Genomic DNA, 19,130 nt, shown 5'->3' on the forward strand with positions numbered 1-19,130 from the left:
CCCAGGCCCTTTTATATTGGATGTCTCCTCCGCGGGCGTGGTTGCCGCTCGGCAGCAGCTTAAGCGGCACGCCATATTACTCAAAAATCAATCGATAGAGTACGCCGATGCCCGAAAAACGGTTAATTCGGGAAGAATTTTTAGCGCAAAGTGCAGATGACCAGCTCCGGATCGGCGCGAACACGCAACGGAATGCCGGCGCAGCCGATGCCGCGGCTGACCAACAGGGGGCCGTTGCCCGCGATGTCGAAGCGTCCATGGCCGTATTCCCGCGAATAGGGACCGCTGGGACGCTTCAGCGGTTCGCCATTGCGGCGTACCACCTGCCCGCCGTGGGTATGACCGGCAAAACCGAGGTCGAAACGCTGGCCTTGCAGGCACCACAGGCCGTCCGGGGAGTGCATCAGGTAGATCCGCACCGGACCGGCGCCGGCGAACGTGGCCTCGGCCGAGGGCGCGCCGGTCCAGGGATCGTCGATGCCGCAGATGCTGACCGCCCCGTAAGGCGCCGGCAGCGCGATGTTCCGGTTGACCAGCACCTCGATACCGGCTTCGGCCAGCACCGCGGCCACCTCGGCGCTGCCGTTCCAGACATCGTGGTTGCCCAGCACGGCGTAGGTGCCGAGCGGCGCCTTCGCTTCCCGCAGGAAACCGCGCAACTTGCCGATGTTGGCGGCATCGAAGGAAATATAGTCGCCGCCCAGCAGCAGCAGGTCCGGACCTTCCTGCCGGATGCGCGCCAGCAACGCGTCGAACAGGGCCGGATGGGTGGTCGGGCCGGCATGGAAATCCGAGGCGAAACCGATCTTCAGGGGACGCGGCAGGCGCTGCGCCGGCCCCAGTTCACATTCGTAGCGGCTCACGCCGAGGCTGCCGTGACCGCCCAGGCGATAGCTGAGTCCCGCCGCCCAGCCGCCCGCAAGCAGGGTGTTCAGCACCCTCTCGGTGGCGTGGCGGACTGGACGGTGGCGTTTGCTCGGTCGCATGCAGTATAAGGAATCAACAGATGTTGCAAAATTGCCACTGTACACCAACGTACCCGCCCGGGGGCGCAGCCTTGGACCGGGACTAGTGCTCCATGTCAACGAAGTGTAAGATGCGCCCATGCTGACACCCGAACAATTGCTCGCCTTCCTGGCCGCCGCCATCCTGCTGACCCTGTCTCCGGGGCCCGACAATATGATGGTCCTCGGCATCGGCATGGCCAAGGGCCGCATGCGCGGCATGGCCTTCGGTCTCGGCTGCGCGCTCGGCTGCCTGAGCCATACCCTGCTGGCGGTGATCGGCGTCAGCGCCCTGATCGCGGCCTCGCCGCTGGCCTTCACGACCTTGAAGGTATGCGGCGGCCTCTACCTTGCCTGGATGGGTTTCAACGCCATCCGCAGCCGCGGCGGCGCCGCCGCCAGCCGCGCCGAGGGAGTGACCGAATCCGCGCGCACCCTGTTCTTCCGCGGCGTGTTCGCGAACGCCATCAATCCCAAGGTGGCGCTGTTTTTCCTGTCCTTCCTGCCGCAGTTCGTGGTGGCCCAGCGCGGCGACGCCAACCTGCAGACCGCCCTGCTCGGCCTGAGCTTCACGGCCCAGGCCGCCATCCTGTTCGGCCTGCTGGGCTTCTTCTCCGGCGCGGTCGGCGCCTGGCTGGCGCGCCGCCCGCGCGCCGGCATGTGGATGGACCGGATTGCCGGCGGCATCTTCATCGCGCTCGGCCTGCGCCTGATCGTGGCGCGCTGAGGGCGGCGCCGGCCGGCATCTTCTTTCGTTTACGTTCGTCAACGCTGCGCCGCGGCATGCCGGTTCTTGGGATCATGAGCCGAACGCGGCAAGCGCCCACGGCCGGCCGTGCATAGAACAGACAACGACAGAAAGGCGCCCCCTATGGATACCTCATCGCTCTGGAAAGGCAAGGCGGCCAAGACCGCCTGCCTGCCGACCCTGCAAACCGACCTGAACGTCGACGTCGCCATCGTCGGCGCCGGCATCACCGGCCTGACCGCCGCCATGCTGCTGGTCCAGGCCGGCAAGCGAGTCGCCGTGCTCGACGCCCACAAGGCCGGCGACGCCAGCACCGGCAATTCGACCGGCAACCTCTACGCCACCGTCGACCTCGGCCTGCACACGCTGGAAGAACGGCATGGCCTCGAAACCATGCGCCGGGTGGTGGAGTCGCGCTCGGCCGCCATCGACCTGATCGAGGCCACGGTCGGCCGCCTGAACCTGGACTGCGGCTTCCAGCGCGTGCCCTGGCACCTGATCGGCGTCGACGCCGCCCACGTGGGCGATATCGAGAAGGAAGCGCTGGCGGCGATGCGCGCGCGCCTGCATGCCGACCTGCGCGACGACGCCCCGCTGCCGATCGACGCCGCATTGAAAACCCTGCGGGTCGAGGACCAGGCCCAGTTCCAGCCGCTGGCCTACGTGCGGCAACTGGCCCAGCGCATCGGCGGCGAGGATTGCCTGATCTTCGAGAACACCCGCGTCACCGCCATCGACGATGCGCCGGCCGTGGTCCACACCGAGCACGCCAAGGTCAGCTGCCAGCATATCGTGATCGCCACCCATACGCCGGTCGGCATCCACCTGGTGCAGTCGCAGCTGGAGGTGGTGCGCGAATACGGCATCGCCGCGCCGCTGCACGACAGCATTCCCGAACCGGGCGTCTACTGGTGCATCGGCCGCGAGCGGCATTCGGTGCGCACCTTCACCGAGCACGGCCGCACTTACCTGGTGGTGGTCGGCAGCGCCCACAAGCTGGGCGAGAAGGAAGTCGGTGCCGAGCGCTTCCAGCAGCTGGAACTGTTCGCGCGCGACCACTTTCCGATCGGGCCGGTCGAATACCGCTGGTCCGCCCAGCGCTACCGGGCCAAGGACAAGCTGCCCTATATCGGCCGGAACGTCGATGCGGAGAACACCTATATCGCGACCGGCTTCTCGGGCGACGGCCTGACCTACGGCACCCTGGCCGGCATGATGCTGGCCGACGAGATCCTCGGCCGCGGCACGCCCTGGCGCGACCTGTACGCGGTCGAGCGCCTGGCCGGCGACAAGCGCCCCGAGGGCTTCGAGAAGGAAAGCAGCGGTCCCGCCAGCCCGGACCAGGCGGTGGCGCTCGGCGCCGGCGAGCTCGCCGGGCTGGCCGACCTGCCGCCCTGCCAGAGCCGCAAGATCGAGGTCGACGGCAAGCCGGTGGCGGTGTATCGCTCCCAGGACGGCCGCCTGCAGGCGGTGGCCGGCAAGTGCTCGCACATGGGCTGTGACATCCGGTGGAACGGCGCCGAGACCAGCTGGGACTGCAACTGCCACGGCAGCCGCTTCGCGCCGGACGGCCGGGTGCTGGAAGGGCCGGCGCTGGCGCCGCTGCAGGCCGCCGGCGTCGACCAGGGGGCTTGAAAACCACCATAAAATTGATCGCCTTCACGTTTTTGCGCTACATTGCTGGTTTTACGTTTTCTCGGGATAGATTTCTATTCCGCACGCAACACGCGAATGCGCGATCTTTCCCTGTTCAAGCACCTGAATGCCGGCTCCCTGATCACCGTCACCTGTGGCCTGGGTTTGCTATACGTCGGGCGCGACGTTCTCGAGCCGATCGCCCTCGCCTCCATCCTCAGCCTGGTGATCGCCCCGCTGATCCGCAGCATGCGCCGCGCCGGCCTGCCCCAGGTGCCGGCGACGGCGCTGTCGGTGCTGCTCGCCACCACCTGCCTGGTCGGGGTCGGGATCGTGCTGGCCTTCCAGCTGGTGGCCGTCACCGGCGACCTGCCGAAGTACCGTGCGGCGATGCGCACCAAGGTGGCCGCCGTCCGCGAAATCGCCGAGCGGCCCTTCGCGCGCATCGAGGCCGAACTGAGCGCGGTGGCGCCGTCGGGCGGCACCACCGCCACCGGCAAGCGCGGCATGACGACGATCACCATCAGCCCGACCCAGCCGATCCCGGTCGAGATCCGCGCCCCGCGCCTGACCACCACCGGCGCGCTGACCCGCCTGTTCTCGCTGGCCTGGGGCCCGATCGGCGAAGCGGGCCTGGTGCTGGTGCTGCTGATTTTCATGTCGCTGGAGCATGAATCGCTGCGCGACCGCCTGATCCGGCTCGGCGGCCAGACCGAGACCAGCCGCACGATCCAGGCCCTCGCCGATGCGGCCCAGGGCGTCTCGCGCTTCTTCTTTTCGCAATTCATCGTCAACGTCACCTTCGGCGCCCTGATCGGCGTGCTGCTGTGGGCGCTCAACGTGCCGCACGCGGCGCTGTGGGGCGCGCTCAGCGGCCTGCTGCGCTTCGTTCCCTACCTCGGCATCATGGCCGCCGGCGCCGTGATCGCGGTGTTCGTCGCCGCCATCGACCCGGGCTGGACCCTCGCCCTGTCGGTGATGGTCCTGTTCATCGCGCTCGAACTGGCGGTGGCCAACATCATCGAACCGAAGGTCTACGGCCACAGCTCGGGCCTGTCGCCGCTGGCGGTGATCGTGTCGGCCCTGTTCTGGGGCGCGATGTGGGGCCCGGTCGGGCTGCTGCTGTCGACCCCGCTGACCCTGTGCCTGGTGGTGGCCGGCCGCCACGTCCGCACCCTGGAGCCGGTTACCATCCTGCTCGGCGACGCCCCGGCCGTCTCCGGCGCCCAGCGCTTCTACCAGCGCGTGCTGGCCGGCGACATCGCCGCCATCATCCACGACGCCCACGCCTACCTGGAGCGCTCCAGCTTCGCGCGCTACTGCGACCACATCCTGTTGCCGGGCATCGTGCTGGCCGCCAGCGACACCCGCTCGGGAAAGATGGAAAAGACCCAGGAAGAACGGATCCGCGCCGTCATCGCCGACGTCGCCATCACCCTCACGCCCGAATCGGGCGGTCCGCCGAAGAACCGCCGCCGGCGCGACATCTCGCTGCTCGACGCCAATGTCGGCGCCCACCTGCGCCAGATGCGCGAGGCGCGCCTGGGCCGCTGGCAGGGCGCCCTCGACGTGCCCGCCCACTCGGTCGTGCTGTGCGTCGGCCTGGCCTCGATGCGTGACGACCTGCTCAGCGAACTGCTGGTGCGCGCGCTGCGCGAAGCCGGCGTCGACGCGCGCAGCTTCTCGATCATCGCCGACAACGAGAATCCGGGCCCGGACACGGCCGACCTGGTGTCGACCGTCTTCATCGCCTATCCGGTCGAAGCCATGCTGGAGCAGTGGCTGGCCACCGTCGCCAACCTGCGCGCCGGTCTGCCGGAATCGATGGTGGTGACGATACGCCTGCCGCTGATCGATCCGGTGCCGAGCGCCTCGCTGGTCGAAAAGCAGGTCGACATGGTGCTGCGTTCCTTCGAAGAGGCGCTGGCCTTCGTCGCGCCCGAGCGCGTGCCGCGGCCTTAAGCACGCGCGTTGGAGGCCGGTTTTTCCGGCCGACAGCAGCGGCGCGGCGCCGTCTTGATCCTTGCCGAAGCCGTGCGCGGGAAACCCTCCACGACGCCGGCCTTGCCCGTATGATCTTGGAGAGCGTGCCACACAGGGAGACGGAGGATGCCGGAACGGACGGAAGTCGGCGAGCGTGACATCGGCGAGGAGCGGCCGCACGCGCCGGCCGCGCCGCGCCGGCGCACACCAGGCCGCGGCAACCATGTCACCCGCTTCACCTTCCTGCGCCGCACCCTGCTGCTGAATTTCTATCCGGGGCTGACGGTCGTCGCCGGCAACATCATCCTGCTCGTGGTGCCGCAGGCGCGCGAAGCCCTGGGCGCCTTCGGCAACTTCAACGAGACCAGGGACGAGGTCTGGACCAACAGCGGCTACTGGTGTTTCATCGCAGCCCTCGTCTACTGGTCGCTGACGGCCTGGTACTGCGCGCGGCTGCTGCTGGCCAAGCGCTTCGCGGTCGACAATGTCGGCCAGTGCGCCAGCCACCGCTTTGCCGCCGCCACCAATACCTGGCTGCCGCGCGCACTCGGCCTGCTGGCCTGCGTCCCGCTCACGACCCGGTTCGCGCTGCCGGACGCGCCGCCCGGCGCCTGGCTGGCCCCGGCCCTGTACAGCGGCCTGTTCGTGGCGCTGATGGTGAGGCGCCGGCGCCTCCTGAACCGCTGGCTGGGACGGCAGGCGGTGGCGGACAAGGCCTGGGCGCGCACCCACCATACGCCGCGCATCAGCCTGGCCGCGATGCTGCTGATGTTCGCCGTGTCCGGGATGGTGCTGGCGGCGGTCTGCATCGGCCGGGAGACCGCCTCGCGCCTCCTCGGCGCCCCGGCCCTGCTGCTGTTCGCCTTCGGCTCCTGGACCGTGTTCGGCAGCATCGTGCTGGTCTACCTGCCGAAAAGCGCCGGCTGGCCCTCGCTGGCCCTGCTGCCGCTGTTCGCCGTCCTGCTGTCCTCGATCTCGAACGAGAACCACTTCGTGGCCCGCAACGGCGGCCCGCCGCTGGCGGTCCGGCGCCCGGCGCTGGCCGACGACTTCCGCGCCTGGCAGGCGGCGCGCGGGGTCCACGGCGGCGAACCGGTCTACCTCGTGGCCGCGGCCGGCGGCGCCTCGCGCGCCGCCTTCTGGGCCGGCACCCTGCTGCTGGAACTCGAGCGCCAGGCGCGCCGCCAGGGCAAGCGCTTCGCGCCCAACGTCTATGCGATGAGCGGGGTCTCCGGCGGCAGCCTGGGCCTGGCTGCCTTTGCCGGCTCGCTGGCGGTAGGCGATCCGCAGTACGAGCGCACGGCCGACCAGGCCGAAGCCTTCCTCGGCCAGGATTACCTGGCGCCGCTGGTCGGCTACCTGCTCTATCCGGACTTGCTGGCGCGCTTCTGGCCCTTCCCCTGCCGTGCCTGCGACCGCTCGCTGGCGCTGGAAGGCGCCTGGCAACGCGGCTGGGCCCGGCGCTTTCCGCTGTCGCCGGCGCACGACTGGTTCAGCCGTCCGCTGCTGGCGCCCGGACCCGAAGCGGCCGCGCTGCCCCGGCTGCTGTTCAACACGACCTCCGCCAGCGAGGGCCGCCGGGTGCTGCAGTCGAACCTGGCCTTCCTGCCGCCCCAGGCCTACGACCTGTTCGCCAGCCCGCCGGGCGACCAGGCGCTCGACACCACCCGCCTGACCCTGGCCCAGGCAGTGCACAACAGCGCCCGCTTTCCCTACATCAGCCCGGCCGCGCTGGTGACCACCACCGGCGGCCAGCGCTGGGACTACCTGGTCGACGGCGGCTATTTCGAGAACTCGGGCGCGGCGACGCTCAATGCGATGATCCGCGAGATCCTGAAACTGGGGGTGGTCGAGCCCGGGCAGCTGGTGGTGCTGCTGATCGAAAACGAGCCGGCCACGCAGTCGCAATGGATCTGCCCGACGGGCGCCCAGTTGCGCGATGCCGCCGCCGGTCCGGCGCCGCGCCCGCTGTCGGTGGGCCTGCGCATGCCCTGGCAAGCGCGCCTGCGCCCCGGCGACAAGGTGGTGCCGCCGGTACCCGAGCTGTCGCTTCCGTTCTACGCCCTGTACCAGACCCGCAACGCGCGCGCCCAGGCCGCCGAGGAGGAAACCACCCGCCTGCTGGGCGGCTGCGGCGCCGGCCGCGTGGTCGAGCTGCGCTATCCCTGGACGGCCGAGGGACGCCAGCCGCCGCTGAGCTGGTACCTGAACGGCGGCACCACGCGGGCCATGGCCGGCATGCTGCAGCGGAAAGAGAGCGAGGCGGCCGAGGTCGACGCCTTCCTGGCCAACTGGCGGCGGATCCGCAAGACCGTCCTCGGCAAGGACGCCCATTAAGTTGTCAACAGTCAGTTGCACGTCGGTATAATCGGCGCTTCCACCGCACCGCTGTGTTCTTCCGGAAGCCCCATGAAGCAGAACGGCCTGACCTTTCACTCTCCCATCGCCTTCTGGATCGGCACCCTCGCCATCGTTGCCGGCGTCCTCGCCCACATGCCGATGTTCGTCTGCGCTTCCCACATGGGCTACCGCATGGTCGGCATGCCGATGGATGCGGCGATGCTGGCCGGGATGGCGCTGATTCCGCTGGGCCTGGTCCTGGCCGGCTACGGCCTGATGCCCCGCCTGGGGCGCCTGCGCGCGCACGGCGCCGGCCACGCGCCCCTGCTGTTCGAGGTGGCGGACGGCATCCCGCTGAACCGCCGCCACTGGAGCCTGGTGCTGGTGCTGGTGGTGGCCCTCACCATCGACGTCATGAAACCGGCCACCCTCGGCTTCGTGATGCCGGGGATGACCAGCGAATACGGCCTCAGCAAGCAGAACGCCGGCTTCCTGGCCCTGGTCGCGCTGACCGGCACCACGGTCGGTTCGGTGGCCTGGGGCGTGATCGCCGACCGCTACGGCCGCCGCGCCACGATCCTCCTGTCCGCGCTGATGTTCATCGGCACCGCCATCTGCGGCGCCATGCCTTCCTTCGGCTGGAACCTGGCGATGTGCTTCCTGATGGGCGCCTCGGCCGGCGGCCTGCTGCCGATCACCTTCACCCTGATGGCCGAGATGATCCCGGCGGCCCACCGCGGCTGGCTGCTGGTGGCGCTGGGCGGCATCGGCAACTCGGCCGGCTACCTGGTGGCCGCCGGCGCCGCCAGCCTGCTGGAGCCGACCTACAGCTGGCGCGTGCTGTGGCTGCTGGGCCTGCCGACCGGCGCCGTGATCATCCTGCTCAGCCGTCTGCTGCCGGAATCGCCGCGCTTCCTTGCGAATAACGGCCTGCATGCCGAAGCGCGCGCGGTGCTGGCCCGCTTCGCCGGCAGCATCCGCGATGCGGCCCCGAGCCCGGCCGCGGGCGCTGCACCGGCGGCGGCCGGCTCCGGCATCGGCGCGCTGCTGCGCGGCGGCTACGCGCCGCTGACGATCGGCATGAGCGTGGCCGGCGTGGCCTGGGGACTGGCGAACTTCGGATTCCTGCTGTGGCTGCCGATGAACCTGCGCGCCATGGGCATGGATGCCGCCACCGCCACCGCCCTGCTGGCCCGCGCCGCCTTCCTGGCCCTGCCCGGCACCCTGCTGGTGATCTGGCTGTATCACCGCTGGAGCTCGATCAAGACCCTGGCCGCCTTCATCGCCCTGAGCGCCGCCAGCCTGCTGGCCTTCTTCCTGCTCGGCTGGCTGGGCATCGCCTCCACCACCGCGCTGGCGGTCGCCACCTGCGCGCTGCTGGTCTCGGCCAGCGGCGTGATCGCCACCCTGATTCCCTACGCCTCCGAGATCTATCCGGTGCACCTGCGCGCCACCGGTTCCGGCGTGATCGCCGCCAGTTCCAAGCTGGGCGGCATCGTCGGCGCCGGCCTCGGCGTGGCCGGGCTGTTCGCCGACGTCTCGCTGTCGGCCCTGGTCATCGCCGTGCCGATGCTGGGCGCCGCCGTGCTGCTGGCCCGCAAGGGCATCGATACCCGCGGCCGCCGGCTCGAGGACATCCAGCGCCTGGTGACGGTGGACGCCGCCCAGCGCGCCGGCGCGGGTTAGCCGAACGCTACTCGGCGTCGTTGCTGTCGTCGAACTGGTCGCCCGGCGCCACGTCGAGGCGTCCGTACAGGCCATGCTGCTCGTCGGCCGGCCCGGCGCTGAAGAACAGGGTATCGATCGGCTGGTTCTGCAGGCCGTTGCCGAAGGCGATGCCCCACAGCCCATCGATGCGCACGGGCTTGTGATCCATCCCCTTCAGGCGCCCGACCCAGCGGCCGCTGTCGAGGTCGTAGGCATTGATCCTGCCGTCGCCGAAATTCCCGACCAGCAGCCGGTTGCTGAACTTGCCGAAGCTGGCCGGCGCCAGCGCCATGCCCCAGGGCGCGTTGAGGGCGCCGTTCGAGGCCAGGCGCCGCACCAGGCGGCCGTCCGGATCGAAGACGTCGATGAAGCCGAGGCCGCGCCCCTGCACGTCATCGTGACGATCGGCGTCCTGCTTGGCGTAGCTGACGTAGAGGTCGCCGTTGATGGCCTGGATGCCGAAGGGGGCGAAGCCGGACGGCATGTTCGGATCGAAGAACGGGCGGTCCGGCAGGGTGACCGGCTTGAAGTTGCCGTCATAGACGTCGATCTTGCCATTATGGAAGTCGGTCGCGTACAGCAGGGGTCCGCGGCCGTTCGCGCTGATCGCCACACCCTTGTAGACGGCATTGCCGGCGCCGTTGTCGATCACGCGCACGGCATGGTTCAGGTCGACGGTCGGTGCCCAGCCGGAAATGCCGCCGTCCTCGTTGACGAACAGGAAACGGCTCGCTGCCGACACCCCACCCTTGCTGACCATGAAGGCGGGGCCGCCATAGAAGACGGTGCCGGTCGGGTTGCCGGTCTGCTTGCCGGTGCCCGGGATCGTGACGACCAGGGGCTGCGGCTTGCCGTCGCCGTCGTACAGGGTCGAGAAACCGGTGCCGTTGTCCGCCACCCAGGCCACGCCGAAGGGATTGAACGCAAGGCCCCAGGCATTGACCAGGTGCGGGTCGTGGTGTTCGGCGCTGATCTGGCTGCTGTCCGAGACCAGGTTGCGCTGCTTGTAGAATTCGCCCGCCCAGGCGCCCTGCGCGCCGGCGAAGGCCAGCGCGCCAATCGCGCAGGCCAGTGGTATGGACATCCTCTTCATGATAAGCCCCTCCGGTTCGTCAATGGAATGCCGCCCCGCCCGCATGCGCGGGCTTGACTGGCACCGTTGATACCGGGATCAGGGCCGATGGTTCACGGCGTCGGCCGCAAAAAGATGCCGCCCCTAGTTGAAGCGCCCCGCCGCGCCGCCGAGGCTGTAGCGCCCGGCGCCCAGCAAGGCCACGGCCACCGCGGCGCCGAGGTACATGCCCTGCAGTTCCAGCGCCCAGCCGCCGGTCTCGTTGAGGGTGAAGAACTGTTTGGTATGCACCAGCATCAGCGCGACGATCATGTTGATCACGACCACGAGGGCGGCGGCGCGGGTGAACAGGCCGACCAGCATCAGCAGCGGGGCGATCACCTCGCCCACGTAGACCCCATAGCCGATCACATGCGGGATCCCCAGCTTGTCGAGCATCCCGGTAATCATGCCAATGCCGCCGATCAACTTGGACACGCCATGGAACAACAGCAGGACGGCAAGCAGCACGCGCAGCAGCAGCTTGCCCTGGTCGTCGGTGGCGGGATGCAGGACGTTCGAGGTTTCCATGGCGATGCCTCCTTTTGTTGAGTACACCACGGAATCATATCCTTAATCCGTCCGAACTCAAGCGCCGTCCGTGCAGGTGGCCTCATCCAGCACTTGCTGCAGCGCGGCCAGGGTGAAGGGCTTGGGCAGGAAGGCCGGTTTGACCGCCAGGCCGGGGGTATCCGGGGCGCCGTAGCCGGACGAGAAGATGATCCGCATTCCCATGCCGCGCGCCGCCACCGTGCGCGCCAGGTCGAGGCCGGTCATGCCGGGCAGCGAGTGGTCGGTCAGCAGGATGTCGAACTGCCTTTCGGCCAGGATCCCGAGCGCCTGCTCGGCGCTGCCGGCGCCTTCCACCGCATGGCCGAGCACCAGCAGCAGTTCGGACAGCATGGCGCGGGCGTCCTGGTTGTCTTCGACCACCAGGATGGACAGCGGCCGGGCGGCGGTCGACAGCGCGGCTTCCGCTTCGGCGGCCGAAGCCGGGACCGCAGGCGCCGGTTCGGACGGCAAGGCAGGCACCGGCGCCGGCGCCGCCACGGCGGCCTCCTTGCGCGCCGCAAACAGCTGACGGATCTTGCGCGCCAGCTCGTCGCGGCGGTAGGGCTTGCTGATCAGTTCGACGCCTGGATCGAGGCGGCCGCCGTGCACGATGGCGTTCTGCGTATAGCCGGAGGTGAACAGGACTTCGATGGCCGGGAACATCTGCTTGGCCTGGCGCGCCACCTCGATGCTGCGCACCGGGCCCGGCATCACGACGTCGGTGAACAGCATGTCGACCGGGATGCCGCTCTGCAGGATGGTGAGCGCGCCCTGGCCGTCGCTGGCCTTCAGCACGCGGTAGCCGAGGCCCTGCAGCATGTCGACCACGGTGGCCTGCACCGCCAGGTCGTCCTCGACCACCAGGATGGTTTCGGAGCCGCCCACCACCGGCGCATTGCGCAGGTTCGGCAGCTCGACTTCCGGCTGCATCGAGCGCGGCAGGTAGATCTTGATCGTGGTGCCGCTGCCGACCTCGCTGTAGATGCGGATGTGGCCGTTACTCTGCTTGACGAAGCCGTACGCCATCGACAGGCCCAGTCCGGTGCCCTCGCCTTCGCGCTTGGTGGTGAAGAAGGGTTCGAAGGCGCGCGCGACGACTTCCGGCGGCATGCCGCAGCCGGTGTCCGAGATCGCCAGCATCACGTACTGGCCCGGCGCCACTTCCGGCTCGTGCAGGACGTAGTTGTCGTCGAGCATGGCGTTGTTCAGTTCCAGGGTCAGGCGGCCGTCGCCCTTCATGGCGTCGCGCGCGTTGATGGCCAGGTTCAGGATCACGTTTTCGAGCTGGTGCGGGTCGGCCAGCGTGGTCCACAGGCCGCCGGCCACCACGGTCTCGATCTGCACCGATTCGCCCAGCGCGCGGCGCAGCAGGTCGTCCATGCCGCGCAGCACGCGGCCGATATTGGTCGCCACCGGCTGCAGCGGGTGGCGGCGCGCGAAGGCCAGCAGCTGGGACGACAGCTTGGCGCCGCGGTCGGCCGCGAAGGCCGCGGATTCCAGGCGGCGCTGGGCTTCCGGATTGCCCGCCAACGACATCTGCAGCAGCTGCAGGTTGCCGGCGATGACTTGCAGCACGTTGTTGAAGTCGTGGGCCACGCCGCCGGTCAGCTGGCCGATCGCCTCCAGCTTCTGCGACTGGCGCAGCTGGGCGTGGGTCTTTTCCAGTTCGGCGGTGCGTTCGCGGATGCGCGCTTCCAGCGAGTTGTTCAGCTGGCGCACGGCCTCCTCGGCCTCGACCCGCACGTCCATCTCGTGCTGCATGCGCGCATGCGATGCTTCCAGCGCCTTGGCGCGCTCGCCGACTTCGCCGAGCATGCCGTTGAAGGCGTCGACCAGCACGCCGACCTCGTCCTCGGTGGTCTTCGGCACACGGGTCGAGAAGTCGCGCTTGCGCATCGCGCGGTCGACCGCCTCGGTCAGCGCCAGCACCGGCTTGATGATGGTCGCCTGCAGCCAGCTCGACATCAGCATCGCCACCAGCAGGCTGCCGGCCAGCACCGCGCCGAGGATGGACAGGTAGCGCTGCACCTGGGCCATCAGCGGATATTCGGCCTCCACATAGATCGTGCCGACCAGCTCGCCGTTACGCAGCATCGGCGTGGCGACGCGGATCTTGCCGCCATCGATGGCCTGGCCGGGGCGCGGCAGGCGCTTCGGCAGGCGCGCCAGGTCCGGCGCGGCCTTGGCATAGCTGGCGAAGACCTTGCCGTCCGGGCGGTAGATGGCGGCGGCGACGATCGGCGGACGCGCGCGCAGCTGCAGCAGGTTTTCCCGGGCCACGCCGGCGTCGTTGAATTCGAGGGCCGGCTTGGTGACTTCGGCCAGGATGTCGGCCTGGGCGCGCAGGTCCTCGGCCCAGCCGGTCTGGTAATTATGCACGTCGAGCACCAGCATGGAGGCGGCGGCGACCAGCAGCGCGGTCAGGGTGCTCACCAATACGCCCAGCACCAGCTTGCGGGAGATCGATTGTTTTACGGCGCCGAACATGCCTAATGGTTTCCTTTCACGACATTGGTCGCGACACTAAAGAGTCGCGAGTTCAGGTGGATGCCGCTCTGCTCGGCGGCGTCCACGGAGACTTCGAAGCGGACCCGGTCGTCGACGGTCCGGAAATTGATGATGCTGCCCTGCTCCAGCGCGCCGTCAAAGGCGGTGACGGTCAGGATCGGCCGCCCCTTCGCCGGGCGCAGCCACTGGGCCAGCCGGCCGCGTTCGCCACGCCCGACGAACAGCAGGTGCAAGTCGTTGACGGCGTCGCCCGGCAGCAGGCGCTTGACCACCACGCCGCGATTGTTGACGCTGCGGCCGGCGGCGATGCGCGCCAGCTCGTCGGCGACGGTGTCGTCGCCGGCCACGCCGATCACGTAGGGGCTGTCGGCCGCCGGGAACACGGCGGGCGGCCATTCCGCGTAATTCAGGAATTTGTGCAGGTAGGCCGCCTCGACCTTCTCTTCGCTGGCGACCATGGGAGCGCCGGCCGCCGCGGCGTCAAGGGCCGCGCCCAGGCCGGCGCCCGCCAGGCAAATGCCGGCGAGGAAGGCGCCGCTGAACAGGATGCGCAGGTGTGGCACGGCTTACAGCTTCCAGACCAGCTTGAGGAGGACCGCACGCTCGTAGCTGCTGCGCGTCCCGGCCGCGCCGGACTCGGCGTGCCCCGGATCCAGCAGGTTGCGGCCGATCAGGTCCAGCTCGAGGCCCGTGCGGATCCGCCAGCCGTAGCGCAGGTCGAGTGCCGTGTACGAGGGCACGGCCGGCCTGGGCAGCGCGCCGACGTGGCGCAGCGTGAAGTCCAGCTCCTGGTTGTCCGCCAGGTCGTGCGAGGAGCGCAGCATCCAGTAATGGCTGGGATCGCTGGTGGCGAGGCCGGTGGCGCCGCTCAGGTCGCGGCTCCCGGGGTTGACGGCGGTGTCGATGCGCTGCACCACGCCGCCACCCGACAGGCGCCAGTTCTTGCCTGCCTGCCAGCTGGCCCAGGCTTCGATGCCGCGCGTGCGGCCGTCGGCCAGGTTGCGGAACACCGAGCCGCTGCCATGCTGGTTCGGCTCGAGGGTGCGCAGCTTGTCGTAGCGGCCGAAGAAGGCGGTGGCCGAATACGAGAGCGCCGCCAGCGGCTGGGCGCGGTAGCCGAGTTCGAACACATTGGCGACCTCGGATTCGAAGTCCGGCCCGCCCGCGATCGCGTATTGCGGGACGCCGTTGACGACCGCCGGCACCGTCGGCGAATACAGGTCGCGGTCGATCCGGGAAGGCGCGCGCACCGAGCGCGACAGCGAGCCCCACACCAGGGTCGACGGCCGCGGGGTCCAGGCCAGGCGCAGGGTCGGCAGCGCTTCCACGCCGGTGTAATTGTTGTCTTCGAGCTTGATGCCCGCGGTCAGGCGCAGCTTGTCGCCCAGCGCCATCTCGTCCTGGGCGAACAGGTTGGCCCAGTGCAGGTTCAGATGCCCCGGCAGGAAGCCGAAGGCGGCGCCGTTGTCGACCCGGTCGTGGCCCCAGCGGTAGCCGCCGCCCCAGACCAGGCGGTGGCCCTCGCCCAGGCTGACCGCGTGCTGGAGCTGCAGGTCGAGGGTGTCGAGGTGCTCGACGAAGGCCAGCGGCTGGTCGCGCTCGGTATGGTCCCAGTACATCTGCAGGGTCGCGGCCGAGCCGCCGGCGAAGCTCCGGGTTAGGCGGCCGAGCAGGTTGGCGCCGCGCACCGCGATGTCCGCGGTGCCGGCCTGCTGCAGCTTGCCGTCGTAGACATCGCCCTGCAGCGTCGCGCCGCGCGCCGCGTCGCCCCAGTCGGCGCGGAAGCCCGCCTGCTGGCGGCGCCAGCCGGTCCGGGTGCGGGCACCGTTCTCGCGCTCGACGTCGTCGTTGGCGGCGTATTTGCCGTAGACGCGGTAGTGGCCGCCGTTGCCGAGGACGCCGCCATGGCGCACCGCGCCGTTGCGTTCGTCCTTGCCGGCGCTGGCGCTCACCAGCGTGCCCTGGGTGCCGGCCGCCGATTTGGTGATGATGTTGATGACGCCGTTGACGGCATTCGCGCCCCACAGGGTGGCGCCGGGTCCGCTGATGACCTCGATGCGGTCGATGTCTTCCAGCACCACGTCCTGGACGTCCCAGAACACGCCGGAGAACAGCGGCGAATACACGGTCCGGCCGTCGATCAGCACCAGCAGCTTGTTCTCGAAGGCGCTGCTGAAGCCGCGCGCGGTGACCGCATAGTTGCGCGCATCGACGCGCGCCACCTGCAGGTTGGGCGCCAGGCGCAGGGCTTCCGGCAAGCTGGTGGCGCCGGCGCGGTGGATCTCGCTGCCGGTGATGACGAAGATGGACGAGGCGGCTTCCGCCAGGGCTTGCGGGCGGCGCGACACCGAGGTGACCTGGATGTTGGCCAGCTCTTCCAGGCTGAGGTCGCCGAGTTCCCGCGGATCGGGCGCGGAGGCCTGGGCCTGGACGTCGAAGGCGACCAGGGACATGGACAGGGCGATGCGGTGCGCCAGCGGGAGCAGTCTTGTTTTACCGAACACGTTTGAACAGCCTGGGCAGAAAATTCGTCCGGCATTGTAACGCAACAAATTTCTGCGACACAAACTTATCTTTGTGGTACGGACCATGTGTATACGGAAACTTCACAAGCGCGCGGCACTTTGCCGCCCAGTTGTGGTCGAACTCATGCCCTCTTCCGAAAGGTCGCCTCCATGAACGCCCGTCCCGACATCCCGCCCAGCGAGCAGATGCGCGAAGCCAGCGCCTGGCAGGGCGGCATTCCGCCGCGTTATCCCGACTCCAGCGTCGAGCACGCCCACGTCGACCTCACCCTGAATGCCTGGCTGGGCCGCATGACCGGCTATGTGTCGCCGGCCGCCCTGGCCGCCGCCTGGCAGGACTGGGCGATCCACTTGCTGCTGTCGCCGGCCAAGCAGATGGAGCTGGCGATGCAGGCCGCCACCAGCGTCGAGGAATGGCTGCGCTACAGCACCGCCGCCATGTTCGGCAATGCCGAGGAACCGGTGCGGCCGCTGGCCCAGGACAAGCGCTTCAGCGATCCTCCCTGGCACGCCTGGCCCTACAACCAGTTGAGCCAGGGCTTCCTGCTGACCCAGATATGGTGGCATCGCGCCACCAGCGGCGTGCGCGGCCTGTCGCCGCACCACCGCGACGTCGTCACCTTCCTCACCCGCCAGCTGCTGGACGGCCTGGCGCCCTCGAACTTCATCGCCACCAATCCGGTGGCGCAGCAGACCACCCTGGCCAGCGGCGGCGAAAACCTGCTGCACGGCGCCCTGCGCGCGGCCGGCGACTTGCGCCGCGGCCTGGCCGGCACCGCCGCCGTCACTTTCCGCCCCGGCCGCGACGTGGCGATCACGCCCGGCAAGGTGGTGATGGCAAACCACTTGATCGAGCTGATCCGCTACGATCCGCAGACGCCCCAGGTCCACGCCGTGCCGCTGCTGGTCGTGCCGGCCTGGATCATGAAGTATTACATCCTCGACCTGTCGCCGGAGAATTCGCTGGTGCGCTACCTGGTCGAGCACGGCCACACCGTCTACATGGTTTCCTGGAAAAACCCGGACGCCGGGGACCGCGACCTCTCGCTCGAGGATTACCGGCGCCTGGGGGTGATGGCGGCGCTCGACACGGTGGCCGCCCAGACCGGCGCGGAGAAAATCAACGCCTGCGGCTACTGCCTGGGCGGGACCCTGCTGGCGATCGCGGCGGCGGCGATGGCGCGCGACCACGACCGCCGCCTGGCCAGCATGACCCTGCTGGCGGCCCAGGTCGACTTCACGGAGCCGGGCGAGCTCTCGCTGTTCATCGACGACAGCCAGGTGGCCTTCCTGGAAGCCGTGATGTGGCAGCAGGGCTACCTCGACACCCGCCAGATGGCCGGCGCCTTCCAGCTGCTGCGCTCGAACGACCTGATCTGGTCGCGGCGGCTGCGCCACTACCTGCTCGACATTCCCGACAAGGACAACGACCTCGCCTCCTGGAATGCCGACGCCACCCGCATGCCCTACCGCATGCATTCCGAATACCTGCGCAAGCTGTTCCTGAAGAACAGCCTGGCCAGCGCGCGCTACATCGTCGACGGCCACGCGGTGGCGTTGACCGACATCCATATTCCGATCTTCGCGGTCGGCACCATGACCGACCACGTGGCGCCCTGGCATTCGGTGTACAAGATCGTGCCGCTGACCGATACCGACGTCACCTTCCTGCTGACCACGGGCGGCCACAATGCCGGCGTGGTGTCGCCGCCGGGCACGCCCAGGCGCAGCTACCAGGTCGCGACCCACGCCCACGATGCCCCTTATGTGGCGCCGGACAGATGGCAGACGGCGAACCAGCATCACGAAGGCAGCTGGTGGCCGGCCTGGGAGACCTGGCTGGCCGCGCGCGCCGGTCCGCTGACGGCGCCGCCGGGGCCCGTCGACGGCCTGGGCGAGGCGCCCGGCGTCTACGTCCTGCAGCCCTGAACCTGTCATCCACCCATCGATGAGCACAGCCATGAACACCGGCATTTCCGGAACCCGGCTCCTGGCCGCGCACGGCGCCGGCGGGCACGCTCAGGAAGTAAGCGGCGCCAGCACCCTCGGCGACCTCAGCGCCAGGCAAAGCTTTCCAGCTCGTCCGAGATCAGCTGCTGCCCGTGCTCGACCATGAATTCGTGGAAGGAGGCGGCCACCTTCGGGATCGCCCGCGCCTCCTTGTGCATCACGTACCAATCGCCCTGCACCTTGACGCCCGGCACCCGCAGCACGCTGAGGAGATTGTTCCTGACCTCCAGCGTGCAGGCGTGCACGGACAGGAAGCCGACGCCGAGGCCGGCGGCCGTCATCTGCTTGATCGCCTCGTTGCTCGACAGCTCGGAGCCGATCGCCAGCGGCACGCCTTCGTCCTCGTACAGGCGGTCGATGGCCGCGCGCGTGCCCGAGCCGCGCTCGCGCACCAGCAGGTTGTGGGCGGCGATATCGTCCAGGGTCACTGTGGCTTGTGCCAGCAGCGGGTGGCCGGGGGCCACGAAGAAGGCCATCGGGTGGCGGGCGAAGCGGCTGGCGCTGGTGGGGAATTCGCGCGGCGGCGTGCCCATGATGGCAAGGTCGATCTCGTCGCGGCTCAGCATGCCGATCACTTCCGGCCGTGAACCGACCTGCAGCTTGATGCGCACGTGCGGCCGCCCCGTCGTGAAGCGCACCAGCATCGGCGGCAGCAGGTGCTCGGCGGTCATCACCGCGCCGATGCGCAGGGTACCGCTGGTCACGCCCTTGAGTGCGGCGATCTCGTCGCCCGCCTCTTCCCACAAGCCGAGGATGCGCTCGGCGTAGCCCACCAGCAATTCACCCGCGGCCGTCATCTGGATGTTGCGGCCCTGGCGCCGGGTCAGCGGCACACCGGCCGCCTGTTCCAGCAGTTTCAGGTGCAGGGACACGGCCGGCTGCGTGACGTGCATGGTTTCCGCGGCCCGCGAGACGCTCTGGTGGCGCGCGACCAGCATGAGGGCCTGCAATTGCTTGAAGCTGGCTGGAGACATAAGCTCTACCTTATCGAATTCCAAGAAATATTT

13 protein-coding genes are annotated in these 19,130 nt (G+C 69.2%); 6 read left to right on the plus strand and 7 right to left on the minus strand.

Features of this window, described 5'->3' with window-relative positions; all coding sequences use genetic code 11:
- Nucleotides 1-140 precede the first annotated feature (140 nt).
- Entirely contained in the window at nt 141-986 is an 846-nt protein-coding gene (locus AC1DOQ_RS05930; protein WP_477361174.1) for a metallophosphoesterase, read from the minus strand.
- Nucleotides 987-1,104: 118 nt separating this feature from the next.
- Here AC1DOQ_RS05930 and AC1DOQ_RS05935 point away from each other — a divergent pair, with 118 nt between their 5' ends.
- The 5 genes from AC1DOQ_RS05935 to AC1DOQ_RS05955 all read left to right on the plus strand — a co-directional run bounded on the left by AC1DOQ_RS05935 (nt 1,105) and on the right by AC1DOQ_RS05955 (nt 9,396).
- Nucleotides 1,105-1,731, plus strand: coding sequence for a LysE family translocator (locus AC1DOQ_RS05935; RefSeq protein ID WP_477361176.1), 627 nt, complete (start codon nt 1,105-1,107; stop codon nt 1,729-1,731).
- Between the two features lie 144 nt (nt 1,732-1,875).
- Entirely contained in the window at nt 1,876-3,387 is a 1,512-nt protein-coding gene (locus tag AC1DOQ_RS05940; protein WP_477361178.1) for an FAD-dependent oxidoreductase, read from the plus strand.
- 96 nt (nt 3,388-3,483) lie between these two features.
- A complete protein-coding gene (locus AC1DOQ_RS05945; protein ID WP_477361180.1) occupies nt 3,484-5,349 on the plus strand; it encodes an AI-2E family transporter in 1,866 nt (621 codons plus the stop codon).
- 147 nt (nt 5,350-5,496) lie between these two features.
- Entirely contained in the window at nt 5,497-7,707 is a 2,211-nt protein-coding gene (locus AC1DOQ_RS05950; RefSeq protein WP_477361182.1) for a hypothetical protein, read from the plus strand.
- Nucleotides 7,708-7,779: 72 nt separating this feature from the next.
- Complete coding sequence (locus AC1DOQ_RS05955; RefSeq protein WP_477361184.1) at nt 7,780-9,396, plus strand: MFS transporter; 1,617 nt, start codon at nt 7,780-7,782, stop codon at nt 9,394-9,396.
- A gap of 7 nt (nt 9,397-9,403) precedes the next feature.
- On the opposite strand, the gene AC1DOQ_RS05960 is transcribed toward AC1DOQ_RS05955, so the two are convergent.
- The 5 genes from AC1DOQ_RS05960 to AC1DOQ_RS05980 form a co-directional block, all read right to left on the minus strand.
- The gene (locus AC1DOQ_RS05960; protein WP_477361186.1) at nt 9,404-10,510 is read right to left on the minus strand and encodes a TIGR03118 family protein; all 1,107 of its coding nucleotides are present in this window, start codon (nt 10,508-10,510) and stop codon (nt 9,404-9,406) included.
- Nucleotides 10,511-10,633: 123 nt separating this feature from the next.
- Nucleotides 10,634-11,059, minus strand: coding sequence for a DoxX family protein (locus AC1DOQ_RS05965; RefSeq protein ID WP_477361188.1), 426 nt, complete (start codon nt 11,057-11,059; stop codon nt 10,634-10,636).
- A 57-nt stretch (nt 11,060-11,116) separates the two neighbouring features.
- The gene (locus tag AC1DOQ_RS05970) at nt 11,117-13,567 is read right to left on the minus strand and encodes a sensor histidine kinase, YfiR-like protein-associated (protein ID WP_477361190.1); all 2,451 of its coding nucleotides are present in this window, start codon (nt 13,565-13,567) and stop codon (nt 11,117-11,119) included.
- A gap of 2 nt (nt 13,568-13,569) precedes the next feature.
- The gene (locus AC1DOQ_RS05975) at nt 13,570-14,151 is read right to left on the minus strand and encodes a TOL_0243 family YfiR-like periplasmic protein (protein ID WP_477361192.1); all 582 of its coding nucleotides are present in this window, start codon (nt 14,149-14,151) and stop codon (nt 13,570-13,572) included.
- A gap of 3 nt (nt 14,152-14,154) precedes the next feature.
- Nucleotides 14,155-16,092: a TOL_0244 family TonB-dependent receptor gene (locus tag AC1DOQ_RS05980; RefSeq protein ID WP_477361194.1), complete on the minus strand. Its 1,938-nt coding sequence runs from the start codon at nt 16,090-16,092 to the stop codon at nt 14,155-14,157.
- A 171-nt stretch (nt 16,093-16,263) separates the two neighbouring features.
- Between AC1DOQ_RS05980 and AC1DOQ_RS05985 the strand changes: the two genes are divergently transcribed.
- Nucleotides 16,264-18,042 (plus strand): PHA/PHB synthase family protein, encoded by a 1,779-nt coding sequence (locus AC1DOQ_RS05985; RefSeq protein ID WP_477361196.1) that lies wholly within the window; start codon nt 16,264-16,266, stop codon nt 18,040-18,042.
- A gap of 125 nt (nt 18,043-18,167) precedes the next feature.
- On the opposite strand, the gene AC1DOQ_RS05990 is transcribed toward AC1DOQ_RS05985, so the two are convergent.
- Nucleotides 18,168-19,097, minus strand: coding sequence for a LysR family transcriptional regulator (locus tag AC1DOQ_RS05990; RefSeq protein WP_477361197.1), 930 nt, complete (start codon nt 19,095-19,097; stop codon nt 18,168-18,170).
- Between the last annotated feature and the right edge of the window lie 33 nt (nt 19,098-19,130).

This window comes from Massilia sp. 01N417 (assembly GCF_056399645.1).